Origin of the sequence: Chelatococcus sp. XZ-Ab1 (genome assembly GCF_029309855.1) — a bacterium.
GTDB classification, from domain to species: Bacteria; Pseudomonadota; Alphaproteobacteria; order Rhizobiales; family Beijerinckiaceae; genus Chelatococcus_A; species Chelatococcus_A sambhunathii.
Genome location: NZ_JARKII010000008.1, coordinates 191788 through 216954 on the forward strand (window position 1 = coordinate 191788; position 25167 = coordinate 216954).

At 64.6% G+C, this 25167-nt stretch carries 26 protein-coding genes, 1 pseudogene and 1 CRISPR repeat array; of the genes and pseudogenes, 11 read left to right on the top strand and 16 right to left on the bottom strand.

The genetic code is table 11. From position 1 onward, the window contains the following. The first annotated feature begins 20 nt into the window (after positions 1 to 20). The 4 genes from P2T65_RS13855 to P2T65_RS13870 all read left to right on the top strand — a co-directional run bounded on the left by P2T65_RS13855 (position 21) and on the right by P2T65_RS13870 (position 2551). Positions 21 to 1082, top strand: coding sequence for a DUF2793 domain-containing protein (locus tag P2T65_RS13855; protein ID WP_276200007.1), 1062 nt, complete (start codon positions 21 to 23; stop codon positions 1080 to 1082). 19 nt (positions 1083 to 1101) lie between these two features. Next, positions 1102 to 1389 (top strand): DUF6127 family protein, encoded by a 288-nt coding sequence (locus tag P2T65_RS13860; RefSeq protein WP_026784118.1) that lies wholly within the window; start codon positions 1102 to 1104, stop codon positions 1387 to 1389. Positions 1390 to 1462: 73 nt separating this feature from the next. Then, positions 1463 to 2137 (top strand): D-Ala-D-Ala carboxypeptidase family metallohydrolase, encoded by a 675-nt coding sequence (locus tag P2T65_RS13865; protein WP_026784117.1) that lies wholly within the window; start codon positions 1463 to 1465, stop codon positions 2135 to 2137. 162 nt (positions 2138 to 2299) lie between these two features. Then, complete coding sequence (locus tag P2T65_RS13870) at positions 2300 to 2551, top strand: hypothetical protein (RefSeq protein WP_026784116.1); 252 nt, start codon at positions 2300 to 2302, stop codon at positions 2549 to 2551. A 34-nt stretch (positions 2552 to 2585) separates the two neighbouring features. Here the strand turns inward: P2T65_RS13870 and P2T65_RS13875 are convergent, their stop codons facing one another. The 11 genes from P2T65_RS13875 to P2T65_RS13925 all read right to left on the bottom strand — a co-directional run bounded on the left by P2T65_RS13875 (position 2586) and on the right by P2T65_RS13925 (position 14428). Further along, entirely contained in the window at positions 2586 to 3734 is a 1149-nt protein-coding gene (locus P2T65_RS13875) for a cation:proton antiporter (protein WP_276200008.1), read from the bottom strand. A gap of 48 nt (positions 3735 to 3782) precedes the next feature. Continuing rightward, the gene (gene trxC / locus P2T65_RS13880) at positions 3783 to 4205 is read right to left on the bottom strand and encodes a thioredoxin TrxC (protein ID WP_276200009.1); all 423 of its coding nucleotides are present in this window, start codon (positions 4203 to 4205) and stop codon (positions 3783 to 3785) included. Positions 4206 to 4257: 52 nt separating this feature from the next. Beyond that, on the bottom strand, positions 4258 to 5100 hold the full coding sequence (locus P2T65_RS13885) for an ATP-dependent Clp protease proteolytic subunit (protein ID WP_026784113.1): 843 nt from the start codon (positions 5098 to 5100) through the stop codon (positions 4258 to 4260). Further along, entirely contained in the window at positions 5091 to 5843 is a 753-nt protein-coding gene (locus P2T65_RS13890; protein WP_026784112.1) for a rhomboid family intramembrane serine protease, read from the bottom strand. The genes P2T65_RS13885 and P2T65_RS13890 overlap by 10 nt, the downstream gene beginning before the upstream one ends. 36 nt (positions 5844 to 5879) lie before the next feature. Beyond that, positions 5880 to 6455: an NADH dehydrogenase ubiquinone Fe-S protein 4 gene (locus tag P2T65_RS13895; RefSeq protein ID WP_026784111.1), complete on the bottom strand. Its 576-nt coding sequence runs from the start codon at positions 6453 to 6455 to the stop codon at positions 5880 to 5882. Next, complete coding sequence (locus P2T65_RS13900) at positions 6439 to 7077, bottom strand: hypothetical protein (RefSeq protein ID WP_036791994.1); 639 nt, start codon at positions 7075 to 7077, stop codon at positions 6439 to 6441. The genes P2T65_RS13895 and P2T65_RS13900 overlap by 17 nt, the downstream gene beginning before the upstream one ends. 208 nt (positions 7078 to 7285) lie before the next feature. Beyond that, positions 7286 to 7933, bottom strand: a complete 648-nt coding sequence (locus P2T65_RS13905) for an HdeD family acid-resistance protein (RefSeq protein WP_276200010.1) — start codon at positions 7931 to 7933, stop codon at positions 7286 to 7288. A 27-nt stretch (positions 7934 to 7960) separates the two neighbouring features. Further along, entirely contained in the window at positions 7961 to 9103 is a 1143-nt protein-coding gene (locus tag P2T65_RS13910) for a sigma-70 family RNA polymerase sigma factor (RefSeq protein WP_276200011.1), read from the bottom strand. 77 nt (positions 9104 to 9180) lie between these two features. Beyond that, positions 9181 to 12087, bottom strand: a complete 2907-nt coding sequence (locus P2T65_RS13915; protein ID WP_276200012.1) for an AAA family ATPase — start codon at positions 12085 to 12087, stop codon at positions 9181 to 9183. Positions 12088 to 12150: 63 nt separating this feature from the next. After that, complete coding sequence (gene ftsH / locus P2T65_RS13920) at positions 12151 to 13983, bottom strand: ATP-dependent zinc metalloprotease FtsH (RefSeq protein ID WP_276200013.1); 1833 nt, start codon at positions 13981 to 13983, stop codon at positions 12151 to 12153. A gap of 16 nt (positions 13984 to 13999) precedes the next feature. Then, positions 14000 to 14428, bottom strand: a complete 429-nt coding sequence (locus tag P2T65_RS13925; protein WP_276200014.1) for a MarR family transcriptional regulator — start codon at positions 14426 to 14428, stop codon at positions 14000 to 14002. 201 nt (positions 14429 to 14629) lie between these two features. On the opposite strand from P2T65_RS13925, the gene P2T65_RS13930 reads away from it, so the two are divergent. The 6 genes from P2T65_RS13930 to P2T65_RS13955 all read left to right on the top strand — a co-directional run bounded on the left by P2T65_RS13930 (position 14630) and on the right by P2T65_RS13955 (position 18657). Then, positions 14630 to 15055 carry an Hsp20/alpha crystallin family protein gene (locus tag P2T65_RS13930; RefSeq protein WP_276200015.1) on the top strand — a complete coding sequence of 142 codons (426 nt, stop codon included), beginning with the start codon at positions 14630 to 14632 and terminating at the stop codon, positions 15053 to 15055. 14 nt (positions 15056 to 15069) lie between these two features. Further along, on the top strand, positions 15070 to 15468 hold the full coding sequence (locus tag P2T65_RS13935) for an Hsp20/alpha crystallin family protein (RefSeq protein ID WP_276200016.1): 399 nt from the start codon (positions 15070 to 15072) through the stop codon (positions 15466 to 15468). Positions 15469 to 15488: 20 nt separating this feature from the next. Then, positions 15489 to 15980 (top strand): Hsp20/alpha crystallin family protein, encoded by a 492-nt coding sequence (locus tag P2T65_RS13940; RefSeq protein WP_276200017.1) that lies wholly within the window; start codon positions 15489 to 15491, stop codon positions 15978 to 15980. 115 nt (positions 15981 to 16095) lie between these two features. After that, positions 16096 to 16587, top strand: a complete 492-nt coding sequence (locus tag P2T65_RS13945; RefSeq protein ID WP_276200018.1) for a phosphate-starvation-inducible PsiE family protein — start codon at positions 16096 to 16098, stop codon at positions 16585 to 16587. Next, on the top strand, positions 16584 to 17702 hold the full coding sequence (locus P2T65_RS13950) for a trypsin-like peptidase domain-containing protein (protein ID WP_144863644.1): 1119 nt from the start codon (positions 16584 to 16586) through the stop codon (positions 17700 to 17702). The genes P2T65_RS13945 and P2T65_RS13950 overlap by 4 nt, the downstream gene beginning before the upstream one ends. 10 nt (positions 17703 to 17712) lie before the next feature. Then, positions 17713 to 18657, top strand: a complete 945-nt coding sequence (locus P2T65_RS13955; protein WP_144863645.1) for a zinc metalloprotease HtpX — start codon at positions 17713 to 17715, stop codon at positions 18655 to 18657. A 201-nt stretch (positions 18658 to 18858) separates the two neighbouring features. After that, positions 18859 to 20217: a CRISPR direct-repeat array (repeat unit 32 nt; unit sequence GTTTCAATCCGCGCCCCCGCACGGGGAGCGAC). A gap of 383 nt (positions 20218 to 20600) precedes the next feature. Here P2T65_RS13955 and P2T65_RS13960 read toward each other — a convergent pair. The 5 genes and pseudogenes from P2T65_RS13960 to P2T65_RS13980 all read right to left on the bottom strand — a co-directional run bounded on the left by P2T65_RS13960 (position 20601) and on the right by P2T65_RS13980 (position 24008). Beyond that, positions 20601 to 20930: a hypothetical protein gene (locus P2T65_RS13960; protein WP_055460047.1), complete on the bottom strand. Its 330-nt coding sequence runs from the start codon at positions 20928 to 20930 to the stop codon at positions 20601 to 20603. Between the two features lie 93 nt (positions 20931 to 21023). Then, on the bottom strand, positions 21024 to 22046 hold the full coding sequence (locus tag P2T65_RS13965; protein WP_276200019.1) for an amino acid ABC transporter substrate-binding protein: 1023 nt from the start codon (positions 22044 to 22046) through the stop codon (positions 21024 to 21026). A gap of 23 nt (positions 22047 to 22069) precedes the next feature. Beyond that, positions 22070 to 22689 (bottom strand): annotated as a pseudogene (locus tag P2T65_RS13970) (L,D-transpeptidase). 50 nt (positions 22690 to 22739) lie between these two features. Continuing rightward, the gene (locus tag P2T65_RS13975) at positions 22740 to 23246 is read right to left on the bottom strand and encodes a hypothetical protein (RefSeq protein ID WP_276200020.1); all 507 of its coding nucleotides are present in this window, start codon (positions 23244 to 23246) and stop codon (positions 22740 to 22742) included. A gap of 108 nt (positions 23247 to 23354) precedes the next feature. Further along, entirely contained in the window at positions 23355 to 24008 is a 654-nt protein-coding gene (locus P2T65_RS13980; protein ID WP_071924430.1) for an exopolysaccharide biosynthesis protein, read from the bottom strand. 251 nt (positions 24009 to 24259) lie between these two features. Here P2T65_RS13980 and P2T65_RS13985 point away from each other — a divergent pair, with 251 nt between their 5' ends. Next, a complete protein-coding gene (locus P2T65_RS13985; RefSeq protein WP_055460050.1) occupies positions 24260 to 25165 on the top strand; it encodes an ABC transporter substrate-binding protein in 906 nt (301 codons plus the stop codon). The last annotated feature ends 2 nt before the right edge of the window (positions 25166 to 25167 follow it).

Sequence of the window (25167 nt, forward strand, 5' to 3'; positions counted from 1 at the left end):
CACCCATGTCCGACACAACAGTGCATCTGGCGCTGCCCTTCATCATGGCCGCGCAGGCCCAGAAGCATGTCACCCACAACGAGGCGCTGCGGATCCTCGACGGGCTCGTGCAGCTTTCCGTCCACGACCGCGACCTGACCGCACCGCCTGGCAGTCCCTCCGATGGCGACCGCTACATCGTCGCTTCGGGCGCCACCGGAGCTTGGGCGGGTTGGGATCTGAACGTCGCGCTCTGGACCGACGGGGCCTGGCTGCGGCTTGCGCCACGCGCGGGTTGGCGGTCATGGGTCGAGGACGAGGGGCTGCTGTTGGTCTACGACGGCTTCGTCTGGATCGGCACGACGCCCGCCGAGCTGCAGAACATGGCGCTGCTCGGCATCGGAACCAACGCCGACGCCGCCAATCCATTCTCGGCCAAGCTCAATGCCGCGCTCTGGACCGCCAAGAGCATCGCAGAAGGTGGCACCGGCGATCTGTTCTACACTATGAACAAAGAGGCAGCAGGCCGAGATCTCGGTTATGTCTTCCAGACCAACTATGTCACCAAGGCGCTGATGGGCCTGTTCGGTTCGGACAGGTTCCGGCTGGCCGTCTCGGCCGATGGCAGCAGCTTCTTCGACGGGCTGATCGTCGATAACGCCACCGGCATCGTCGACCAGCCCCGGCTGCCGCGCTTCAAGGGCTACACCAACTACGACAACTATGTCGGCCTCGACAGCTGGACGAAGATCGGCATCAACAACACCGATTATAACGATCAGGGCGCCTTCGACGCCGGCAACAACCGCTTCGTCGCGCCCGTCGCCGGCACTTACCTCTTCGGCGCGACGCTGCTCTACAAGGTCAACGCCAGCACGACCGCGCGCATGCGGGGGCGGCTGGTGCTGAACGGAACCACGGAAATCCGTGGCTCTCTCGGCGAAATCTCCGCTACCCACGTCTCGCTCGCCACCGCGATCTGGCTGCAGACCATGGTGCCGCTGACCGCGGGCGATACCGTCGAGCTGCAGGGGTATTTCCGGGTCGCGGACGGCTACTTCGCGGCCGACCACACGTCCTTCTGGGGCTGCAAGATCGGCTGAACGGCGGAAGGAGGCTCCGATGACACCACCCCGATCCGAGGGCTTCGTGCGCATCCCCGACGCCGAGTTCGAGGCAATCCTGACCCGGGCAGCGGAGGAAGGCGCGAAGCGCGCGCTCGCCGATGTGGGCCTCGACGGGGACGAGGCCGCGCTCGACATCCGCGATCTGCGCTCCCTGGTGGACTGCATCCGGCTGGTGCGCCGCACCGCCATGCAGACCGCCGTCCGGATGATCACCACCGGCGTCATGCTGGCGCTGCTCGCGGGTATCGCGATCAAGCTCAAGATCTTCGGCGGCGGCCCGTAGCCGCTCACCATCCCGTCCATCAGCCTAACCGCACCCGCCCTCGAGGCGGGTTTTTCGTTTTCGGAGGACCCCCATGACGACGACCTTCCACCGCCATTGGCGCGATGTGCCCGCGGGCACCTGGCGCTGGCCCAACTTCTCGCCCACAGAAATCGCCTGCCGGGGCACCGGCAAGCTGCTGATCAACGAACCGGCGCTCGACAAGCTGCAGGCGCTGCGCGACCGGCTGGGCAAGCCGCTGATTGTCCGCTCGGCCTATCGTAGCCCCGAGCACAATCGCGCCGTGGGCGGCGCGCTTCGCTCCAAGCACCTCGACGGCGCCGCCTTCGACATCGCCATGGCGAACCACGACCCGGTGGCTTTCGAGGCCGCGGCGCGCGAGGTCGGGTTCCTTGGGTTCGGCTTCTACCCGCGATCAGGCTTCATCCATGTCGACCTCGGCCCCGCACGCCAGTGGGGCAAGCGGTTCCCGGTCCGGGCGACTGCATTTGCAGCCGAGACTCCGCCCGTACGCGAAGTGCTGGCCGACAGCCGCACCATGAAGGGCAGTGGCGCGGCCGGAGTTGCGACACTGGGCGCCGCGGGTGTCGAAGTGGCGCAGAGCGTCCTGGCGGAGACCCAGTCCGCAATACTGCCGCTGGTGCCGTATCTCGATACGCTCCGCTGGGTGTTCATCGCCGTGGCGCTCGTTGGCATCGCGGTTACGATCTACTCCCGCCTCGACGACTGGCACCGGGGGCGGCGGTGATCGGCGCACTCCTCACCGGGATCGCAGCCAGCCCTTGGGGGCGGGCGGCGCTGCGCTACGGCGCCATCGTCCTCGCCGTGCTCCTGTTCCTGCTGTCGCTTCGGCGGTTCGGCCAGCGAGCGGGACGCCTCGCCGAACGCCTTGAGACCACGGAGAAGGCAAATGATGTCCATCGCCGGATGCTGGAAGCGGCGGCTCGCCGTCCTCGCGATCGCAACGAGCTTGCTGAGCGGCTGCGCGACGGTCGGTTCTGACGGTGGCGGGCTGGGGACCTGTCCGCCGGTCGTCGAGTACACCGGCCAGATCCAGGCGCGCGCCGCCGACGAGCTCGATCTGCTGCCGGATGGGTCGGCAATCGTTGAAATGCTCGCCGACTACAGCGTCATGCGGGATCAGGCTCGGGCGTGCACTTAGTAAACTGAGAAATATAGTTATCTTGATGTTGACCCTACTGAACCTTTAGCCCTGCCCATCTGACCATGACACTCCCGGCCAGCATGCTCGCTCCAATCGCAAGAAGGAGGGGGCCGGCGAACTCGTTGGCGACAATGCCCGATGCCGAAGAAACCGACAGCAGCATCAGGCTGAATTCTCCTCCGTGGGCCAGGATGATCCCAGTCCGCCATGAGGTCTGAAGCGACTCGCCGAATAGTCGGGCGACAACCAAAACGATCAGCGTCTTGCCCGCGAATATGATCGCGATCCAGATCAGCACGACAGGCCATGCAGATGCAATGATCCAAAGTGGCAATTGCGTTCCGATGCCGACAAAGAAAATCCCGACAAACAAATCGCGGAAGGGCCTAATCTCGTTCTCGACAGCATGGCGCGCGTCACCCTCGCCGATAATCATGCCGGCCGCGAATGCGGCGAGTGCCGTAGAAAGACCGGCGGAGGCCGCGACAATCGCAGACCCTAGTGCAATGGTGAGCGCGAGGAGCTGGGCAAGTTCCGGATCGCCACGCGACGCTACCCAACGGGCAAGTACCTGCAACGGGCCACGGGCAATGAACAGAGCTGCAACCAATGCCATTGCACTGGCGACGACCGTTATCACGCCATACCCTTCGGCGGCTCCACTCATCGAATCGTGCAGAAGCAGGAACGCGACAGCTGCCAAGTCTTGAAACAGAAGCACTGCAATGGCCAGGCGTCCTTGGGCCGATCCCAAAGCGTTCGCGCTTGCGAGCACCTTGAGGCACATGGCCGTGGATGACATGGCAACGGCCCCGCCGATGAGGATTGCGGGGACGGGCGCGAGATCGAAGATCAGACTCGCTGCCAACGACACCGTTATCGTCGTGACTGCAACCTGCACGGCTCCAAGACCGAAGACATGCTTCCTGAGCCTTACGAGCTTCTCGAACGAGAATTCCAGGCCAAGCGCGAACAGCAGGAGTATCACGCCAATCTCGCCAATGCTGCTCAGGGCAGCGCTTTCGGCAATCAGGCCGAGGCCGGCGGGTCCGATGACTATACCGGCAAGAATGTAACCGACGATGCCGGGCACGCCGATCCGTGAACATATTGTCACGAACACGAACGCGGCACCGACCAACAAGGCCGCACTTTCGATAAATCCGGTCACGCCATGCATCTTCTTCTCCTGATGGCATGGCGCAGGAAAGGCCATTACCCGCAATTTCTAGACGTGAGAGCGCGCCCATTGCGCGATCTGGGCGGCAGACATCGCGCCGCTCGTTCTCGCAATTTCCTTCCCGCTACTGAACAGGATCATGGTGGGAATGCCGCGGATCCCGTGGCGGCCGGCGATCTGCTGTTCGGCTTCCGTATCGAGCTTACCGAGGCGGAAATTTGGTTCGAGCGACTGCGCCGCCGCCTCGAATTGGGGCGCCATCATCTTGCATGGCCCGCACCACTCGGCCCAGAAATCGACCAGCAAGGGCAGTTCGGCATTCGCATGACGGTCAAAATTAGCCGCTGTAAGCGTGACGGGCCTGCCTTGAAAGAGAGGCGCGCCGCAGCGTCCGCAATTGGGATTGTCGGTCAGGCGCTCTTGCGGCACTCTGTTGGTGGAATTGCACTGCGGGCAAGCGACCGTGGGCATCCTGTATCCTCTCGTTGACGAGCCGGTCTTGGCGGCCGGCTGATGCAAGCATTCAGCGCGTGGACATGGCGCGGCGCGCCTCTCGCTGCCGCGGCTCGGGCAGGTATTCCACGCCGCCGCCCTGGCGACGAACCGGCTGCGGATAGAGCGTCATCAGCTCCAGTATTTCCTTGGGCATGTCCGTTCCAACGGGCAGGCCCATGTCGCGGGCCTCATCGGCAGAAATGGGATAGTCGTGGGTCCAGGTGCCCGTCGCCAGCTTCGCCGCCACGGACGCCGCGCGGTTCTCGTCCATCTTGTCCGACAGCAGACGCTTCGCGAATGCCTCGATCTGCGCAATGGCCTTGCGACCGACATCGGCCATGATCAGGGTCTGGTCGTCGATCTCGGCGATGGGTTTCTCCTCGACGACCTTGATGAGCGAGGCAGCAGGCAACTGGCCAAGTTGCGGATCTACGGGTCCCAGCACGGAATGTTCACACATCACGATCTCGTCGGCAGCGAGTGCGATCAGCGTGCCACCGGACATCGCGTAATGTGGCACGAACACTGTGACCTTGCCCTTGTGTCCCTGAATGGCGCGGGCGATCTGTGTTGCCGCCAGCACAAGGCCACCCGGTGTGTGCAGCACAATGTCGAGCGGCACTTCGTCGTCGGTCATCTGGATCGCGCGCAGCACTTCCTCCGAGTCATTGACGTCGATGTAGCGCATCAGGGGGAAACCCAGCAGGTTCATGGTCTCCTGCCGATGAATCAGCAGAATGACGCGACTGGCGCGCTTCTTCTCGATGTTGGCGATCTTGCGTGTGCGCATCGCCTCAAGATAGCGGCGCTGGAGAACCGGCTGCAGCGCCGAAATGATGAAGAACAGCCAGAAAAGCTGCATTATGTCCATGGACCTTGTCCCCCTTCCCGTCGGCCATCCGGCAGAAAGCCATAGATGCCCTCGTCGCGATAATAATGGCGATAGGTGGCTGCCCGCCTTCGCAGGAGTGGCGTGACAATCCAACCGGCGAGAAACCCGCCGATATGCGCCCACCAGGCGATCCCGCCCGTGGCCTGATCGCCGCCGAGCGACAGAAAGCCGGGAATGACCTGCATGAAGAACCAGATCATTGCGAAAATGAACGCGCGCACTTCGAAGAACAGCGGAATGAACAGAATCGGCACGATCACCACCAGCCGAGCCGCCGGAAACATGCGTGCGTAGCAACCGATCACGCCCGCGATCGCCCCCGATGCGCCAAGCGCGGGAACGACCGAGTCGGGGTTCGCCAGGGCATGAGCCAGTCCGGCCGCCACACCACAGAACAGATAGAACAGCGTGAATCGACCCGGTCCGAGCCGATCTTCGACGGCGGGGCCGAAGATCCAGAGCGTCCACATGTTCAGGATGAGGTGCAGCCAGCCCCCGTGCAGGAAGATATTGGTCAGGAATGGGGTCCAGTCGGACGGGGCGACGAGGCTTAGCTGTCCGAAGAAGCGCGAGGGCACCAGCGCGAACTCGAACAGGAACCGGTCCAGCACGCGCGGAGGCAGGCTGATCTGATAGAGGAACGCGAGGACGTTCATGCCGATGACCGCCCATACGATGACGGGCGGGTAGCGGCGCGCGACGCTGTCAAGGTAGGGAAACAAGCGGCAGATCCTCGCTCGCGCTGGCCATTCCGTTCATTATTTTTTCCCGGCGATCGTCACGCCCGTCCAGGCTGGGGGATCGGAGGCCGGGCAGGATTCAAGACTGGCTTCGATAACTGGATCGAATTCCGCCTGTTCTTGCGACGACAGGTCCACCGAGCCTTCCTTATCGACCGCGCGCCGGAGTCGGTGGTCCGTGCGACCCCGATCCAGGCGGGACGGTATGCGAAAGGCGTTCGGGGCGTCGGCTCCCTTGTAGAGGCGATGCCGCTCCTCTCCCCGCCAGTGGTGCGGCGCACGTCGGTGAGTCGTGTCCTCGCGCACGAGGTAGCGCCAGTCCTGCCGCTCCGCGAATGCCACAGCGCTTTCGCGGTCGGGGAATTTCAGCCGGATCGGACGATAGGGATCGTTGCTGGAGGTATATCCCATCAGCGGCTCGATTTGGGGTGGACGCGACGGCTCGAATTCCAGTATCCAGTAGTTGGGCCGCGGCGCCGATGTCATCGCGGAACGTGCCGGCCGGTAAATGATCGCGGTCGGAACGTCCCATGATCTCATGTTGGTCCCGGGAATCTTCGGCGGAAAGGGTGGGCGGTTATGGCCGCGCATCATGATCTTCCTCCTTCTTAATCGTAGCGACCTCCGCTTCAAAATTGAGATCGTCAAGTCGCTCCATTCGTCTAGAATTGCGACGAATTGTTTCCGCCGTGTTTTTAGAAGTCGGCGCCGTGCTCTGGACGACATCAGATCGCATTGCCGAGGTCAGATCGGCGACGGACTGCATCACCTTCTCGCCGTCAGCTTCGACAAGCGCGCCATCCGTGAGGCCGGCCAACAAGGTGTCGAGAACGGCCTCGAAGCAGGTCAGAACTTCTTCGCTGGCAACCACTGCAAGCTTGTGGTTCAGAACCCTCAAATCGTCGATCAGTCTCTCATCATGTTCTGATTTCTCGACAATTTCCGCCACCTTTTCTATGCACGACATGTAAATGTCGCATTGTTGCTGAAGGATGATCACTCTTCCTTCTTTTCGAAGTTCGAGTTCTGTCTGACGGTTGAGGAGAGCCGCGGTCAGCGCGATCGTGACGACGGCGCCCAGAAAGACCAGTGTCATCTCTTGGGCGAACGGCAGAGGCTCTTCCACCAAATACATGGCGCGGAACATGAAATAGACGCCGATCCCCAACGAGGCGGCGACAACCATATAGGCAAGGTCGCGCAGTCCGAAATTCATTGGCGATCGTCCTCTTCGCAATCTGACTCCAGCCAAGCATCAGGCTTCTCGCAGCTTTGTTTTTGGTCTGCCTGTCGAAGAAAGACCGGTGTCGGTCCGCTGCCGAAGGGATTGAAGCCGGCCCTCAGGCAGCGCTCGAAGATCGTCTCGTCCCAATGGGTGAGATCGTCGTCATCGCCGACGGGCCGCCCGGCTTTCCCCAAGCGCGTCATTTGCCAGCGGACAGGTTGACGCCGGGAGTTTTGTCGTGCCCTGCCTGATTCGCGCGCCGCAGCCGCAGGCCCAGCAGGATCATCATTGCTCCGAAAAGGGCGGCGTAGAAGCCGAGCAGCCAGCCGAGGGCCAGGAAGCTTTCGAGCGGACGCGTCAGCAGCATCCAGGTCACGATTACACCCAGCGCGACCGAGATGAGGCCGCTCAGGATGAGCCAGACCTCTCCCTTGATTTCCTTGCGCAGGCGGATCGCCGCCGCGATTTCTAGGACGCCGGAAAACACCGACCAGAACGCGATGCTGGCCCAGAGGAATGTCGCGAGGACCAGCGTTGCGACGAAGGGCGAGACGACCACGACCACGCCCGTGGCGATCCCCAGGAGACCGCTGAACATCAGCCAGCCCCAGCGTTCGCCCTTGCGGATGTTGCGTATCGCGGCGACCAGACCGAACAATCCGTCGGCGAAAGAGAAGGCGCCGAACACCAGCGTCAGGGCCAGAAGCGACTCGGCCGGCATGATGAAGGCGAGCACTGCGATAACCAGCGAGAGCACACCGCGCAGCACGAAGGCCCACCAGTTCCGGGACAGGGTGCACAGCACGGTCTGCATCGTGCTCGAAGATGTTTCAGAGGTTGTCGTCATCGGTCTATCTCCTTGTCAGGTATCGAGTCAGGTGCGGGAGCCGGCCCCTTCACCGGCCAGCGCGGCGGCCAGGCGGCGGCGGTCGTCGATCGGCTGGGGCAGGCGCGTTGCGTGGGCGATTTCCCGTTCGACACGCGCGACCTCCGTCGCCTCGGAGATCAGCCCGGTTTCGACAAGCTTCGCGCGCAGTGTCTCGCCCGCCTTCTCTGCGATTTCTTTGACCTCTGCCTCGGAAAGGCCCAGGAGGTCCGCCGTCTCCGCAACCGTGGCGTCGTCTAGGTGGAGCCGATAGAGAACGCGGCGTTCGACCGGCGGAAGATCGGCGATTGCCCGGTGCAGCGCCATGGCAATCTCATGCCGATTCGCTTCGGTCTTAGGATCCGTGCCGCCGTCGTCGGCGATAAGCTCCTCGAGCAGCAGCACGTCGTCGGGCTGGTAGAACTCAAACATCTCCTCGTCCGACTCGGTGGGATGCTCGGCCGGAGTCTCGGGTTTCGCGTTGATCGAGGCGGCATCCTCCGGCACCGCGCGGCGCGCGGCATGCGCCTCGGCCTCGATGGTCTCGAAAGCCAGTTTCAGCAGCCAGTCGCCTATGGAAAACTCGGTGGGCCGCTGCTCGAACCTTTCCAGTCCCTTGAGGATCGTTGCATCGACAAGATCGCGAACGCTGAGGTAACCCTCCGGCACAGATCCGCTGCATTCGAGATAGGTCAACTCGCGCCTGACGGTGTCGTAGACCGTATCGAGATGATCCTCGATCAGGCCGAAGAAAAGCTGGCGCCGCTCCGCCTCCGCCGCATTCCGCGCGGGCGGGAGTGGGGCGCCAATCCGGCGCCGGCGGGCGGGACGCTTGAACTCCGGCTCGTGCTTGAGGCGCGCCACATGCCGATCGACCCGGTGGCGCAGGTCGGCAAAGGCCTTGCGCAGGGCAGGCTCGGTCTCGAACCCCTCTTCCTGCGCCGCGATCACGCCCGAGGGCAGTTGCAGGCGCAGGCTGACCTGGATGCGCGTCTTGCCCCTCGTCTGCGAGACGACGACCTCGAGCCGGACGAGATCCTCGCGAAAGCGCGCGAGATGCGGCTCAAGTTGCCGCACCTCCTCCGCGATGACCTCCGGCGCGCGCTGCTGCCCGTGTCGGTCGAGATTGCGAAACGCTCTTATGACTTTCATGCCGTTAAACCTTCTTGTCGCCTTTCGACGAAACAAGCCGGCGCGACCGTCATCGCGCCGGCCAGTCCCTCGCGACGTCACCCGGTCGACTTATCGTCCTTGGACTGCACCTCATCCTTGGCGTCGACCGCGACGTCGGGCGTCGGAGCGTCCGCCTTGTCTTCGACAACTTCGCCGGACACGTCACCGCGGGCCCCGGCCTGATCGTCCGGTTTTTGGTCACTGCTGTCCTTTGCGATCTTTTCGAACACGACCTTCTGCTCGTCCGCCGACCAGGCGACGCGGACCTTGTCACCATCCTCGATCCGCCCCGAGAGCATCTCGCGGGCCAACTCGGTCTCCAACTCCGACCGGATCAGCCGGCGCAGCTCGCGGGCGCCGAATTCGGGACGGAAGCCGACCGCGCCGAAGTGATCCACGACGCTCACGTCGAATTCGAGTTCGACACCCTGGGTCAGGGCGGTCCGCTTCACCCGGTTCAGCTGCAACTCGACGATCTGGCGGATTTCCGACTGGTTCAGCGAGTGGAAGACGATGATCTCGTCGATCCGGTTGATGAACTCTGGCCGGAAATGACCGCGCAACACCTCCATCAGCTCGGACTTCTGCTTTGCCTCGTCGAACTCCTTGGTGCCGCGCTTCTTGAGGTTGCGCTGGATGATGTCCGAACCGAGGTTCGACGTGGCGATGATGATGGTGTTGGTGAAGTCCACCACGCGCCCCTTGCCGTCGGTCAGCCGACCGTCGTCGAACACCTGCAACAGAATGTTGTAGACATCCGGGTGCGCCTTCTCGATCTCGTCGAGCAGCACGACCGAGTAGGGCCGACGGCGCACCTTCTCGGTCAGTTGCCCGCCTTCGTCGTATCCGACGTAGCCGGGAGGCGCGCCCACCAGCCGGGCGACCGAGTGGCGCTCGCCATACTCGGACATGTCGATGCGGATGATTGCGTCCTGATCGCCAAAGATTACTTCGGCGAGCGTCTTGGCCAGTTCCGTCTTGCCAACCCCGGTCGGCCCGAGGAAGAGGAATGTCGCGGTCGGGCCGCGTCCCTCGCGCAGTCCTGCGCGCGCCAGGCGCACCGCATCCGCCACGGCGCGGATGGCCTCTTCCTGGCCGATGACGCGCTCGTGCAGCTTCTCCTCAAGCTTGAGGAGCTTGTCTTTCTCCTCGGTGGTCAGCTCAGTGACCGGAACGCCGGTGATCTTCGAGACGATCTGCGCGACATGATCGGCGCGCACCTCGGCGGTGGCGGAGGCCTGGTCGCGCTTCCAAATCTCCAGAAGCTCGTCCAGTTCCTTCTGCTTCTGTTCGAGTTCCTTCTTCAATTCCGCTGCCCGGTCGAATTGCTTGCGGGCTGCGGCATAGTCCTGCTCGCGCTTGATCTGCGCGACCTCGGCCTCCAGCTCCTGGACGTCCACGGGGCGCGCTGTGGCGCTGATCTTCACACGTGCGGCGGCCTGATCGATCAGGTCGATCGCCTTGTCAGGCATGAAACGGCCAGTGATGTAGCGGTCCGAAAGCTCGGCCGCCGCGACGATGGCCTCGTCGGTGATCGTCACCTTGTGGTGCGCCTCCAGCGTGTCGCGCAGACCGCGCAGGATCATGATGACCTGAGCCACCGTAGGCTCCTCGACATAGACCGGCTGGAAGCGACGTTCGAGTGCTGCGTCCTTCTCGATGTATTTCTGGTACTCGTTGAGCGTTGTCGCGCCGATCAGGTTCAGCTCGCCCCGCGCCAGCGCCGGCTTGAAGGTGTTGGCGATGTCTAGACCGCCTTCGCCACCGCCCTGACCGGCGCCGACGATGGTATGGATCTCGTCGATGAACAGGATCAGACTGTCCTTCTCCTCGGTGATCTCCTTGAGGATCTTCTGCACCCGCTCCTCGAACTCGCCCCGATACTTCGACCCGGCCACCATCGAGTTGATGTTGAGTTCGACCAGCCGCTTGTCGCGCAGCGCCTCTGGCACTTCCCCTGCGACGATCCGTTGTGCAAGTCCCTCGACGATGGCGGTCTTGCCCACGCCAGGCTCGCCGATCAGCACCGGGTTGTTCTTTTTCCGGCGGGCCAGCACTTCGATCGTCGTCTCGATCTCACGGGCGCGGCCGATGACGGGATCGAGCTTGCCCTCGCGGGCGAGCTTCGTCAGGTCACGGCTGAACTGGTCCAGATCGGGCGTGCTGGAAGGCGCCTCCACGCGGCCTTCCTCGGCTCCCTTGCCCACGACCTTGGTCACCTGCTGGCGAAGCGCCTGCGGCGTGAGGCCGTACTTGCGCAGGATAGACGCGGCCAGGCCCTCGCCCTCCTCGGCGAGGCCGATCAGCAGATGCTCGGGGCCGACATAGGAATGGCCGAGTTCGTTCGAGGCGATGAAGGCCCGGTTCAGCGCGTCCTTCAGGCGAGGACTGACGCCGATTTCGCCCTCCGTCTTGGCCTCTCCACGCTTCGCTTCCTTCTCGATCTGGCGCCGCAGATCGTCCACATCGACCTTGAACTGTTCCAGGATCGTCTTGACGACATCGGACGAGGTCAATGCCAAAAGCAAATGTTCGGTATCGACCTCGCTGCGCCCGAACTCTCCGGCCTTCTGTGCGGCATCCTGCAACAGCTTGTTGCCCTGTTCGCTCAGCCGGTCAGCGATGGTGCGTCCGCCGCCGCGCCGCGATCCACGCCGCGGCGCACCCTCACCGAAAGTGGCCTCGACGACATCGTCATCGCCGTCACCCATGGAGCCGAGCGTGCCGCCCCGCAGCGGGCTGTCACCAAAGAGGCTGCCGAATCCGCTGTCGCCGAAGAACTCGTCAAAAAGGGAATGCCGCCCGAACAGGGACTCCAGCGGCGAGGCGCTGCGGCCCGACCGGCGCACCATCTCGCGGTAATGCTGGTCGCAAAGCTCCATGTTCTGAACTTTGCCGTTCACCGAGGCGCGCACGCGCGCCGTCGCCGGGCGACCGCAAATATCGCAAGCTCCGTTTGCCATTTTTCCTCTCCGTTTCTTTATCCAGTCAGGGTTGTCCGCCGATCATCTGCGTCAGTGACGGTGTCACGCAGCGACCGCTTCCGTTCTTTTCACCTTGGACCCAATTGCCACCAGATCGGGCTCGTCCAGTGTCTCTCGTTGCAGGAGATCCTGCGCCGATTGCTCAAGAAGATCCCGATTGCTTTCAAGAAGGGTGAGGGTGCGCTTGAACACGCCATCCACGATGTCGCGCACCTTCGCGTCCATCCGCTCAGCAGTGGCGTCGCTGTAGCGGCGGTTCAGCCAGGACGACTGGTCGCCGGTGCCGAGAAAGCCGGGCCGATCGGTGTCGTAGCTGACATGCCCGAGGTCTTCGTCCATCCCGTACCGTGCGACCATGGCGCGGGCGATATCGGTGGCCTTGACCAGATCGTCCGCCGCCCCGGTCGAGAGGTGGTCGTAGATGATCTTCTCGGCCGCGCGCCCGCCGAGCAGCACGGCGATCTTGTTCTCGAGTTCCTCCCGCGTCATCAGGAAGCGGTCCTCGGTAGGGCGCTGGATCGTGTAGCCGAGCGCGCCAATCCCGCGCGGGATGATCGAGACTTTGTGCACCGGATCCACCCCCGGCAGAGCCATCGCCACCAGTGCGTGCCCCATCTCGTGATGCGCCACGATCTCGCGTTCGCGCGGGTTCAGAACGCGGTTCTTCTTTTCCAACCCGGCGATGATGCGTTCCACGGCATTGTTGAAGTCGTCCATCGTCACTGCATCTGCCTTGCGGCGCGTGGCGAGCAATGCTGCCTCGTTGACGAGATTGGCAAGATCCGCCCCGGAAAAGCCGGGAGTAAGCGCTGCGACCTTATCGGCATCGACGTCCGGGGCGAGCTTCACCTTTTTCATGTGAACGCCAAGAATCTGCACGCGTCCCTTCTTGTCGGGCCGATCCACCAACACCTGCCGGTCGAAGCGGCCCGCGCGGAGAAGCGCGGGGTCGAGGATCTCGGGCCGGTTGGTGGCGGCCAGGAGCACGATGCCCACCGAAGGGTCGAAGCCGTCGAGCTCGGTCAGAAGCTGGTTCAGCGTCTGCTCACGCTCATCGTGGCCGCCAGCGATCTGGCCGGAGGAGCGCGCCCGCCCGAGAGCGTCGAGTTCGTCGATGAAGATGATCGCCGGCGCGGATTTCCGGGCCTGCTCGAACAGGTCGCGCACCCGTGCGGCACCGACGCCCACGAACATCTCGACGAACTCCGATCCCGAGATCGAAAAGAAGGTCACGCCCGCCTCACCCGCCACCGCGCGGGCCAGCAGCGTCTTGCCGGTGCCCGGCGGCCCAACGAGCAATATGCCTTTGGGGATATGTGCGCCCAGCTTTCCGTATTCGGCGGGGTTCCTGAGGAACTCCACGACCTCCTCGAGCTCGGCCTTGGCCTCGTCCACGCCGGCCACGTCGGCGAAGCTGACGCCGGTTTCTTTTTCCATGTAAACCTTGGCCTTGCTGCGGCCGACCTGCATGAACCCGCCGAAGCCCTGCTTGTCGGCGAACTTGCGGAACAGCAGCATCCAGATTCCGAAGAAGACAAGCGCTGGCGCCACCCAGGAAATCAGCGTGCCGAGAAAAGTGTTTTGCGGAACGCCAGTGATCTCGATACCTGACCGGTCTATCCGCTCCAGGATTGCGGGATTCACTACGGTCGTCACAAACTGCTTCTTGCCGTCGACCGGTTCGGCGAAGGTGCCTGTGATAGTGTCTGCCCCGACCGCGACAGAGGAAATTTTCCCGTCAGCGAGATACTTCTCGAACTGGCTGTAGCTGATCGGCGCGACGGATTGCCAGCCGGCGATCAGGTTCTGGATGAAAAGCACGGCTATGAAAGCCACCACCCAGTACCAGATGTTGTATTCGGTCTTCCTTTCCATACCTATTCGCCCCCCTCTAGCGTAAAAGCCGCGACTTGATCCGCTCGAGCAGCGCCAGCAGAATGCGCCTTTCGTCCGCCGACAGATCCTGCAGGATTTCATGTTCGAGCGCCGATTGCCGCGGCGCGAGTTCCTTCAGCATCGCCCGGGCCTTCGACGTTGCCGTGACGATCTGCGCCCGCCTGTCGTCGGGCGAGGGCGACCGCTCGACCCAGCCGCCCCTGACCATGCGATCGACGAGCTGGCCGGCTGTGGCCGGGCCGACCTCCAGCCGGTCGGCCAGATCGCCGATGGTCAGCCCAGGCTCATCCTCGACATGCGCCGCCGCCATCCAGGACAGGCGGGTCAGGCCGCTGCCGCGAATATCTTGGTCGATCCGCTGCTGGATGAGCTGCGCGACCCTGTGGATCGTCGTCCCGATCAGGGCAAGATCAGAAGAGATCATGGGTATCCTTCCTCCACTGCATGAGAAACAGGATAGACTGCTCTCCATCCAAGGCGCAATGCATGCACCATATATGCTTGCATAATAAATGGGACCGCCTATCTTGATAGGCGGTCTCCGAACCCACATCCGGCCGGCACCGTTGCCCGGTCCGTCCATGCCGACGGTTCGGGGGCATCGATCAGCAACAGGAGGCCAGCAATGCTCTACCCGACATATCTGCGCCGCAGCGATCCCTTCGCGCTGATGCGCTCCATGATGCGCGATCTCGACCGTGGTTTCTGGCCGCCGTCCCGCGCGGCGTTCCCGGCGGTGAATGTCTGGCAAGGCCCTGAGGCCGTTGGAGTCACCGCTGAACTTCCCGGCATCGAACCGGGCGACATTGAGATTTCGGTCAAGGACAGCGTCCTGACCCTTTCGGGCGAACGCAAGGCGCCCGAGGTTCCCGACGGTGCGCGCTGGCACCGCAACGAACGCGGTTACGGCAGGTTTTCTCGCGTCATTCGTCTGCCGTTCGCGACCTCGGATGACAAGGTCGAGGCGAGGATGACGAACGGCGTATTGCGGATCGTCATCTCCCGGCCCGAGGAAAAGAAGCCGAAGAAAATCGAGATCAAGGCAGCCTGAGAGGAGCTGGAACGATGAGCACCGACATCACGCAGGCCACTGAAAAGACGCCGACCGACGCGCCCGAGACCACCGGCAGCGGCCGCATCTACCGCCCGCTGACCGATATCGTGGAAACCGATCAGGGCGTATCCATGATGCTCGAAATGCCTGGGGTCGCCCCCGATGCGGTCGAAATCACGCTGGAAAATCGCGTGTTGACGATCCGCGGCAAGGTTGACCCGGTGCGGCCGGAAAACCTCGAACTTGCCTATGCCGAATATGGCGAGGGCGATTTCGAGCGTGCCTTCACGCTTTCCGAGGACTTCGACCCCGACAGGATCGAAGCCGAGATGCGTGGAGGTGTCCTCACCCTGACGCTCCCCCGAGCCCCTGAAGCGCAGCCGAAAAGGATCGCCGTCAAGGGCGCCTGAAAACCGAAGGAGACCATATCATGCAGATCAAAGACCTCATCCCCTGGGCGCGCAAGGACGGCGCGCCAGACGCCAAGAGCAACGAAGACAACCCGATCGCGACACTCCAGCGCGAAATGAACCATGTGTTCGAGAACTTCTGGAACCGGGTCGGTCAGTTCGAATGGCCCTGGGGCAGCGGCGAAGCCAAATCCGACATGGTCGAGACCGACAAGGCGATCGAAGTGTCGATCGAGCTGCCGGGCATGGAGATGAAGGACATCGAGGTGACGGTCAACGATGACATGTTGACTGTGAAGGGGGAGAAGAAGATCGAGCGCCAGGAGGAGAAGAAGGGATACTATCTCTCCGAGCGCAGCTACGGCGCGATCTACCGGACAATTCCGCTCCCCCCCGGTGTGGATGGCGAAAAGGCGCAGGCATCCTTCAAGAACGGGGTTCTGACGATCAAGCTGCCCCAGACACCCGAGGCGCAGGCGAAGGTCAAGCGCATCGAGGTGAAGAACGGCTGATTTGTCACATTGGGGGTCGCCGGTTTGCGGCGTCCCCTCCGCTCCGTGCGATATTGCACCGTCTGGCGAAGCCCCGGGGAGCTTGTCTCTCCGGGGCGGCCTTCGAGGGGAAATCATGAAGGACTTGCAACGATCCGGGCTGACCCGTGAACAATGGTCGACGATGACGCTCTACGAGAAGTTCGAGCAAGTTGTCATCTTCGTCCTCAGCATCATCATTGCGGCGATCGTCGTGGCGTCGGTCTGGGCGCTGATGCGCGAAGTCGTGAACCGCCTGGTTCTGGGGGCATTCGACACGCTCGATTACGCCACCTTCCAGGTGGTGTTCGGCATGATCTTCACCGTGGTGATCGCGCTCGAGTTCAAGCGCTCCCTTCTTGTTGCGACCGAACGCAGCTTCGGGATCCTCCAAGTCCGCACGATCGTGCTGATCGCGCTCCTCGCCATCGCGCGCAAATTCATCATCCTGGACCTCGGCGAGACGGAGCCGGCAAAGATTGCCGCACTCGCGGGCGCGGCTCTTGCACTGGGCGCTGTCCACTGGCTGGTGCGCGATCAGGACCGGCGCGAACAGCACCATGCCGGAACGGCGGCAGGCGGGCGATGAGCGGGGGCTTCCATGCGCGGCTCGTTGCGGCGACCGCGGCCGCGCTCGTCCTGATGGTGGCCTGGCAGAGCCTGCCGATCCTCCAGTCCGCCATCCTCGGCCGCTTCGCCGAACCGCGCACCGTAGCGCCGCGGGGCGATCTGGCCGCCTCCGAACAGAGCACCATCGCGATTTTCGAAGCCGCCCGCGACAGCGTCGTCTTCATCACCACGGCCGAACGGGTGATCGACCCCTGGACCCGCAACGCCTATGACATCCCGCGCGGCAACGGCTCGGGCTTCGTCTGGGACGAGCTCGGCCACGTGGTGACGAACAACCATGTCATCGCCGGGGCGAGCGGCGCGACCGTGCGCCTGGCCGACGGCCGCGCCTATCCCGCGCGACTGGTCGGCCGCGCCCCCGAGCACGACCTTGCCGTCCTGCACATCGGGGTGGGCGCGGACCGGCCGCCGCCGATCCCCATTGGCACCAGCGGCGATCTGCGCGTGGGCCAGAGCGTCCTTGCCATCGGAAATCCCTTCGGGCTCGACTGGACGATGACGACAGGCATCGTCTCTGCCCTCGGTCGCGAGCTTCCGGGCGAGGGCGGACCGCCGATCCGGGGCCTGATCCAGACCGACGCGGCGATCAACCCCGGCAATTCGGGCGGACCGCTGATCGACAGCGCCGGGCGGCTCATCGGCGTCAACACCGCCATCTTCAGCCCCTCGGGCGGCAGCGCCGGGATCGGCTTCGCGGTGCCGGTCGATACCGTCAACCGGGTGGTGCCGCAGCTGATCGCGCGCGGCCGCTATGACCCGCCGCGGCTGGGCATCCTGACCGATCCCCGCATCGATGCTATGATCGCGCGCGAGGGCGGGTCTGGTGCTCTGGTCCTTGGTGTGGAACCGGATAGCCCCGCAGCCAGTACCGGGCTGATCCCGGCGCGGGTGTCCCAGGACGGACTGATCGTCGTAGGTGACCGTATCGTCGGTCTCGGCGCCTCGAGGATAGGTGATTCGCGGGATTTATTCGCTGCTCTCGAAGAGTATCGGCCGGGTGACAGGGTCGAGTTGCACATCCAGCGCGGCGCACAGCTCCTGCGTCTCGAGATCACGCTTCGCCAGCCGATGTAGGACGGGCGACATGACGACCATGCTGATCCGGCACCGGCTGTTGAACCTTGTCCAGTCTGCGCTTCTGCTGACCCTCATGGCGGCCATCGCCTGGGTATCGGTGACTGCGGTCCTCGGTGCGCAGGCCGGTCTCCTCGCGGCGCTCGGCATGCTCCTGGGCCTCGCGTTCGCGCCCGACCTCTCGCGGCGGATGCTGATGTCGGCCTACCGGGCGCAGCGCCTGACCGCACGTGAGGCGCCGGGCCTCGTCGCCACCCTCGCCGAACTGGCGCGCCGCGCCGGCCTGCCGCGCATCCCCGCGCTCTATCGCGTGCCGAGCTCCCTGCCCAACGCCTTCGCCATGGGCAGCCCCGAGGACAGCGCGATCTGCGTCACCGACGGGCTGCTCGGGCTACTTGACGGGCGCGAACTGGCCGGTGTGCTGGCCCACGAGGTCGGCCATGTCGCCAATCGCGATCTCTGGCTCATGGGGCTGGCGGATGTAATGTCGAGGCTCGTGTCTCTGGCAAGCTGGATCGGACAGTTCCTGCTGATCCTCAACCTGCCCCTTGTCCTTGTCGGCGCCGTCCATGTGCCCTGGCACATCGTGCTGCTGCTCATCCTTGCCCCCACCCTGATGACGCTTGTCCAGCTTGGCCTGTCTCGGACCCGCGAATATGATGCCGACCGGGCCGCGGCCGAGCTGACCGGCGACCCGGAAGGCCTCGTTCGCGCGTTGCGCAAGCTCGACCGTCAGCTCGGCCGCTTCTGGGAAGAGATCCTGCTTCCCGGGAGGCGGATGCCCGATCCATCGCTGCTTCGGACGCATCCGCCGACCGACAGCCGGATCCGCAGGCTCCGCGAACTGGCCGCGCGCAGGACGGCCCCGATCCCGCCCCTCGCAGACTTTCCGAGCGACAGGTTTCGTGCGCCGAAGACGGCGCCCCGCTTCCGAAGCTTCGGCCTCTACTGGTAGGAGACGGCAGCGGTCCGTCTTTCCCTGTGACGGCCAGCGATGGCAAAGAAGCAGAGAAGGTTGGATATCAGACCCATCCCCTCCGCGGAAATCAAGGAAAATCAACGTATTGAAGGCCAGCCCACCGCCCGTGAAGGCTCGCGCGGGGTCGCGGCGATAGCAAGGCAATAAGCACCGGCGCGAGTGCCGGCACCGCCGCGAGTTTCCGTCCGCGCCCCCGCACGGGGAGCGACCGCGGCGCGCCTTCATGACCTTGCGGTACCGTTCGTTTCAATCCGCGCCCCCGCACGGGGAGCGACTACCGAACGTTTCCGTGCCTATCCCGGTCGCGAAGTTTCAATCCGCGCCCCCGCACGGGGAGCGACCCCGGCTCCTCGGGCGCATCCGGCGCCTCTGACGGGTTTCAATCCGCGCCCCCGCACGGGGAGCGACAGGTCGGCAAGGCCGGCTGGATCTCCGGCAAGGCGTTTCAATCCGCGCCCCCGCACGGGGAGCGACGGGCTCAATCCGCAATTCGGTGTGGACGAGCAGGGTTTCAATCCGCGCCCCCGCACGGGGAGCGACCGGGTTCTGCTGCGACGTGATGGAGCACATTCCGGTTTCAATCCGCGCCCCCGCACGGGGAGCGACACAAAATCGCCGCGAGAGACGGGTTTGTGCGGGTGTTTCAATCCGCGCCCCCGCACGGGGAGCGACGGGGCGCAGCACGGCGTCGTCTTCCATGACGATGCGTTTCAATCCGCGCCCCCGCACGGGGAGCGACAAGCGCGAGATGCGCATTATCCCGAACATCGACGGTTTCAATCCGCGCCCCCGCACGGGGAGCGACGGTCCTGTATGGTCGCATAAGCTGGCGCCCCATTGTTTCAATCCGCGCCCCCGCACGGGGAGCGACGAAGCCAACCGCGTGATCCTTCCAGTTTTCCGCCGTTTCAATCCGCGCCCCCGCACGGGGAGCGACCGTCGTACTCAACCACATAATCGTTCGTATCAGGGTTTCAATCCGCGCCCCCGCACGGGGAGCGACTGAGAGGAGCACGGCGAGCTGACGCCGGACGGCGGTTTCAATCCGCGCCCCCGCACGGGGAGCGACACCCCTTGAAGTCATAAAGATCGTCGTCGCGGCGCAGTTTCAATCCGCGCCCCCGCACGGGGAGCGACCCGTCAGGATCAGCCCACGGTGCGGCGGGCCAAGGGTTTCAATCCGCGCCCCCGCACGGGGAGCGACTGGCGCTCGATCCCGAGGGCGAGCGCCCAATCCGAGTTTCAATCCGCGCCCCCGCACGGGGAGCGACCATCCATTTAGGAGCCGCTATGCGCTTTGGATGGAGTTTCAATCCGCGCCCCCGCACGGGGAGCGACTCGGCGTCGCTCGACCGCATATCGACCGAGGTCGGTTTCAATCCGCGCCCCCGCACGGGGAGCGACGCGGCGGATCGGGCGGCTATTCGGACATCACCGTGTTTCAATCCGCGCCCCCGCACGGGGAGCGACCAAGTCCATCGTCGAGGCCGATGGCCGCATGGTCGTTTCAATCCGCGCCCCCGCACGGGGAGCGACCGCCTCTTCTTAGCCGATTGCAGGAACAAGCAAAATAGAGCCGGAAGCGCGAACCGCGTCGTGCCGCTGCCCAGGAGAGCGAAGCGTTTTCTGCGTGACGATGATGTTTCAACGATGTCAAGGAGCCAGGGAGTGCGCGAACAGGGCCGGTTTTTTCGGCATGCTTGGGGTTCGCGCTTCCGACGCGCAGTTGGTCGTGCTGCGGTTGCGGGTGGCGTCTCGGCCGGGCCAACGCGGCACTGTCGGCCGGTCATCGGCCCTGCCCCCGCCTGCACCCGACGCAGACGCACGCCATGTTATGATCGCGCAAGCCGCCGGCCGGGGTTGAGATCGGGCGGCCGCCATTCGCGCCGTGGGTTCTATCCGTCCGATCGCGCTGCGGGCTATCGCCGCGTGCCGCCACCGTCAAACAGGTGGGGCAGGGCTGCGATCTGGTGTTCCTGCGCCGGGTCCGAACCCGCCCGGGTTTCCGGCCGCGCCCCCCGCCTCGCCCTCGCATGCCTCACGAGAGCAAGGCCAAGAGCGCTTGTCAGGCCACCGCAGAAGGCGAGGTACATGGCCACGGCTTCGGCGCCCGAGACAGTCGAGGTGAGCCATGCCGCGCAGGCCGCAAGGCCGGCGAGGCCGCTCGTGACGATCCAGGCGGGAGCACAGGTGAAGATACCGGTCAAGAAGCCGCCACAAGCGGCCAGTGCGGCAAGAAGAATGAACATCGGCTATCCTGGCAAGGCAATGAGCAATTAGAAACGATTGATCTCAAAATCCGTCCCCCAACGGGGATGGTCCGGGTGAACATGCCTCCTCGTTTACCTGAGCGGTGGCGCGTACTGGATTCCCCCCAGGCTCCAGAGCTGGTTGATGCCGCGCGGGATGCCGAGCTTCGAGCCGAGGCCGACGTTGCGCTCGTAGACCTCACCGTAGTTGCCCACAGCGCGGACGATGCGGACCACCCAGTCGTTGGTGAGGCCGAGCTTCTCACCGAAGCCGCCTTCCGTGCCGACGAGACGCCGCACGTCGGGTTTGCTCGAACGGAGCGCTTCGTCGATGCGCGTCGACGACACGCCAAGCTCCTCGGCGTTGAGCATGGCGAAGCTCACCCATTTCACAATGGTGAACCAGACCATGTCGTCACTGCGGACGGCGGGCGCGAGCGGCTCCTTCGAGATGATGTCCGGCAGGACGGAGTGGTCGGACGGGTTCTCGAGCGCCAGTCGCTCGGCGTGCAGCTGCGACACATCGCTCGAGATGGCCGTGCAGCCCCCCTCGCTGTAGGTCCTCACGGCCTCCTCGGGCGAGGAGACGACCACGGTCTCGAGCGTCATGCCGTTGGCATCGGAAAAGTCGCGCAGGTTGACCTCGCTCGTCGTGCCCGCCTGCACGCAGACCTTCATCCCGTTCATTTCCAGCGCCGAGCCGATGGCGCGCGCCTTGGGCACGAGGAAACCCTGGCCGTCGTAATAATTCACGGCGGTGAAGACGATGCCGTGGTCCACCTCGCGTCCCAGCGTCCAGGTCGAATTGCGCGAGAGAACGTCCACCTTGCCGCTCTTCAGCGCCTCGAAGCGCTCCGCCGCCGAGAGGGGGACGAACTCCACCTTGGCAGGGTCGTCGAAGATCGCCGCCGCGATGGCGCGGCAGAAGTCGACGTCGAAGCCGCTCCATTGCTCCTTGCCGTCCCGGGCGGAGAAACCCATGAGGCCCTGGCTGACGCCGCAGACAAGCTTGCCGCGCTGCTTGACCGTGTCGAGCGTACCGGCTGCCGCCGGTGCCGCGAGCGCTGCTGCCGCCACAAAACCGGCGGCCGCGGCCGCATTTGCGATGACGCGCATTCCCTTCCCCCTGCCCTGCCCCGTCACAGCTTCGCGGCGTGGCGGACGATGACCTTGGTGCCCACTGGCACCCGTTCATAAAGATCGACGATGTCGTTGTTGACGAGACGGAAGCAGCCGGATGACACGGCATGGCCGATCGTCTGCGGCTGGTTGGTGCCGTGGATGCGATAGACGGTGGCGCCGAGATAGAGTGCCCGGGCACCCATGGGATTGCCGGGGCCGCCGGCCATGAAGCGCGGCAGATAGGGCTGGCGCTGGATCATCTCCGGCGGCGGCGCCAGTCCGGCCATTCCTGCTTGCGCGAGATCTGCAGCAGGCCCGACCACTGGAAGCCCTCGCGGCCGACGCCGATGCCGTAGCGCATGGCCCGGTTGTTACCCTCTACGAGATAGAGGAAGCGTTCCGACGTGTGGATGATGATGGTGCCGGGCGCCTCCGTCGTGCGGAAGAAGACGAGCTGGCGCTCGAAGGGCCCGGAGAGGACCTCGTCGGCCTCGTCGGGCACGAAGCCCGGTTGATCCTCAATCTCCATGACGCCCCGTTGCACTTGCGCCACCGCAGGGACTGCGACCGCCACCGCCAGGACCAGCCCCACGAGCACCCCAAACAACCGCTGGAGGAGAACGTCCGTTTCCGGCATCGCCATCACCTCGCTTGTTCGTGGCGCGCGCAGCCGCGCCGCTGTTGCTCTCACCCCGCCGTCGTTCTTGCGCTCCGTGGCGCGCAATTGACATAGACCATCGTGCCGTAGCGGGACGAGACGTCCGGATCGACCCACTGCACGGTGAAGCTCGTATCGTCGACGGCGATGATCTCCATGTCCGTCAGGTCACCGGCCGGCCGCTCGCCCGGGCCGATGAAGGTGCGGCCCTCGCGCGTCGTCTTGACGAGGAGTTCGCGCGGCTCCTTCTCGTCGGCGAGGTTCATGATCACGCCGCCGTCGGCCCCCGCCTTGATGACATAGGGATTGCGGCACTGGGCGCGCGCTTCCTTGACCGTGCGGTCGCGGTCGGTGTCGCGGTGATAGGAACCGAGGCCCCAGCGGCCCACCAATTGCTCCGCCGTCACCGGTGGCAGGGCCGGCGTGGTCACGGCGGGCGAGACGACGTCATCGCCCGCGCAGCCGGCAAGCAGCGCCGCGCCGATAATCCAGAAAGCCGTTGACAGATACGCCCGACGCTCGATCGCAAAACCCATGGCATTCCCCCCTTTGCCAGGTTGCGCAGCCGCGGGCCGAGCCGGCGGCGGCAAGAGCATCACGACGAAAGGACGGTGGGTCAAGCCGCTTGGCGTGCAAGGGGTGGATCAGAACGGCCAGAGATGCGTGAAGAAGGCGGCGGCGGCAGCAACGAGCGCCGTCGAGATGGCGGCCAGCACGGCAAGGCTCGCGAGCTTGCCCAGCCAGCCGACGGCGACCGCGATGCCGTCGCGCTCCATGAGCCCGATAGCGAAGGCCGAGATGGCGAAGGCCGGCAGCATGTTGCCGAAGGGGATCGGCAGGAAGAGGATGATCGCGAGGATGAGGCAGGCGCCGCCAATGATGCGGTCGTGCATCGGGTTGAAGAGGCCGGTCAGGCGCGGCTGCAGCATGCGCTCGAACCGCGTCAGATGCGGCAGCAGCTTGTCGGCCATGGCGGCGAAATCGTTGCGCGCCAGCGAGCGCTCCGTGATGAACTGCGGCAGCCACAGCACCGGCCGGCCGAGCATGAGCTGCGCCGCGATGAACAGAAGCGGAGCGCCGAGCACGGACGAGGTGCCGGGCGGCAGCGGCAGCACATTCGGCACCGCGAAGATGAGCATCAATGCGCCAAAGGCCCGGTCGCCGAAGGCATCGAGAATGTCGGCGACGCGCACCCGCTCGGATGGGAAGGCCGCGAGATCCCGCAGCACCTCCGAGAAACGGCGGCGCGGGCGCGCCACCCCAAACACGACCGGCATACGATTCGTATCGTCCAGCATGCGAATTCCGGCAACGAGGCCCGGCATGCGGGCGCTACGAAGGACAGATGGGGTCCACGTCGTCAACGACAACGGCACGCCACATCTGGACGAACATCAAGGACGAATCATGACAGCGTGCGTATCGTGCGGCCTGCGGCTGCGCGCTGCGCCATGCACGCGCCGGGACATTGATGCATCGGCACGGCTCGCCCTATGCTGTCGACCATGAGGCGCGTCACGGCTCGCGCATTCGAAAGGGGGACGCTTCCATGAAGAAGACGGTCCTGGCCGCCGTCGCGGTCATTGCCATGGCAACGGGCACAGCGCGCGCCGACGTCGTCGTCGCATCGAAGATCGACACGGAGGGCAGCTTGCTCGGCGCGATGATCCGCCTCGTGCTGCAGGAGAACGGCATCCCTGTCGTCGACCGGGTCTCGCTCGGGGCGACGCCCGTGGTGCGCGCCGCGATCAGGGCAGGCGAGATCGACATCTACCCGGAGTACACCGGTAATGCCGGCTTCTTCTACAACATGGCCGACAGCGACGTCTGGAAGGACGCAGCCAAGGGCTATGCCGAGGCGAAGAAGCGCGACTATGACGCCGAAAAGATCGTCTGGCTGACGCCGGCCCCGGCCAACAACACCTGGGCGATCGCCGTGCGTGGCGACCTCGCGGCGGCAGAGAAGCTCGCGACGATGTCGGACTTCGGTGCCTATGTGGCGAAGGGCGGCACGGTGAAGCTCGCCGCCTCGGCCGAGTTCGTCAACTCGGCCGCGGCCCTGCCCGCCTTCCAGAAGGCCTATGGCTTTACCCTGAAGTCCGACCAGTTGCTGACGCTCGCCGGCGGCGACACGGCCGCCACGATCAAGGCGGCGGCCGAGGGGACGGACGGCACCAATGCCGCCATGGTCTATGGCACGGACGGCGCCATCGCCGAGGTCGGCCTCGTCGTCATGACGGACGACAAGGGCGTGCAGCCGGTCTATCAACCGGCGCCGATCATCCGCGAGGCGGTGCTGAAGCAATATCCGCAGATCGAGGAGTTGCTTGAACCGGTGTTCGCCTCGCTCGACCTCGAGACGCTGCAGAAGCTCAACGGGCGCATCGCCGTCGGCGGCGAGAACGCCGGTGCTGTGGCGAAGGACTACCTGACGAGCAAGGGCCTCCTGAAGTAGCG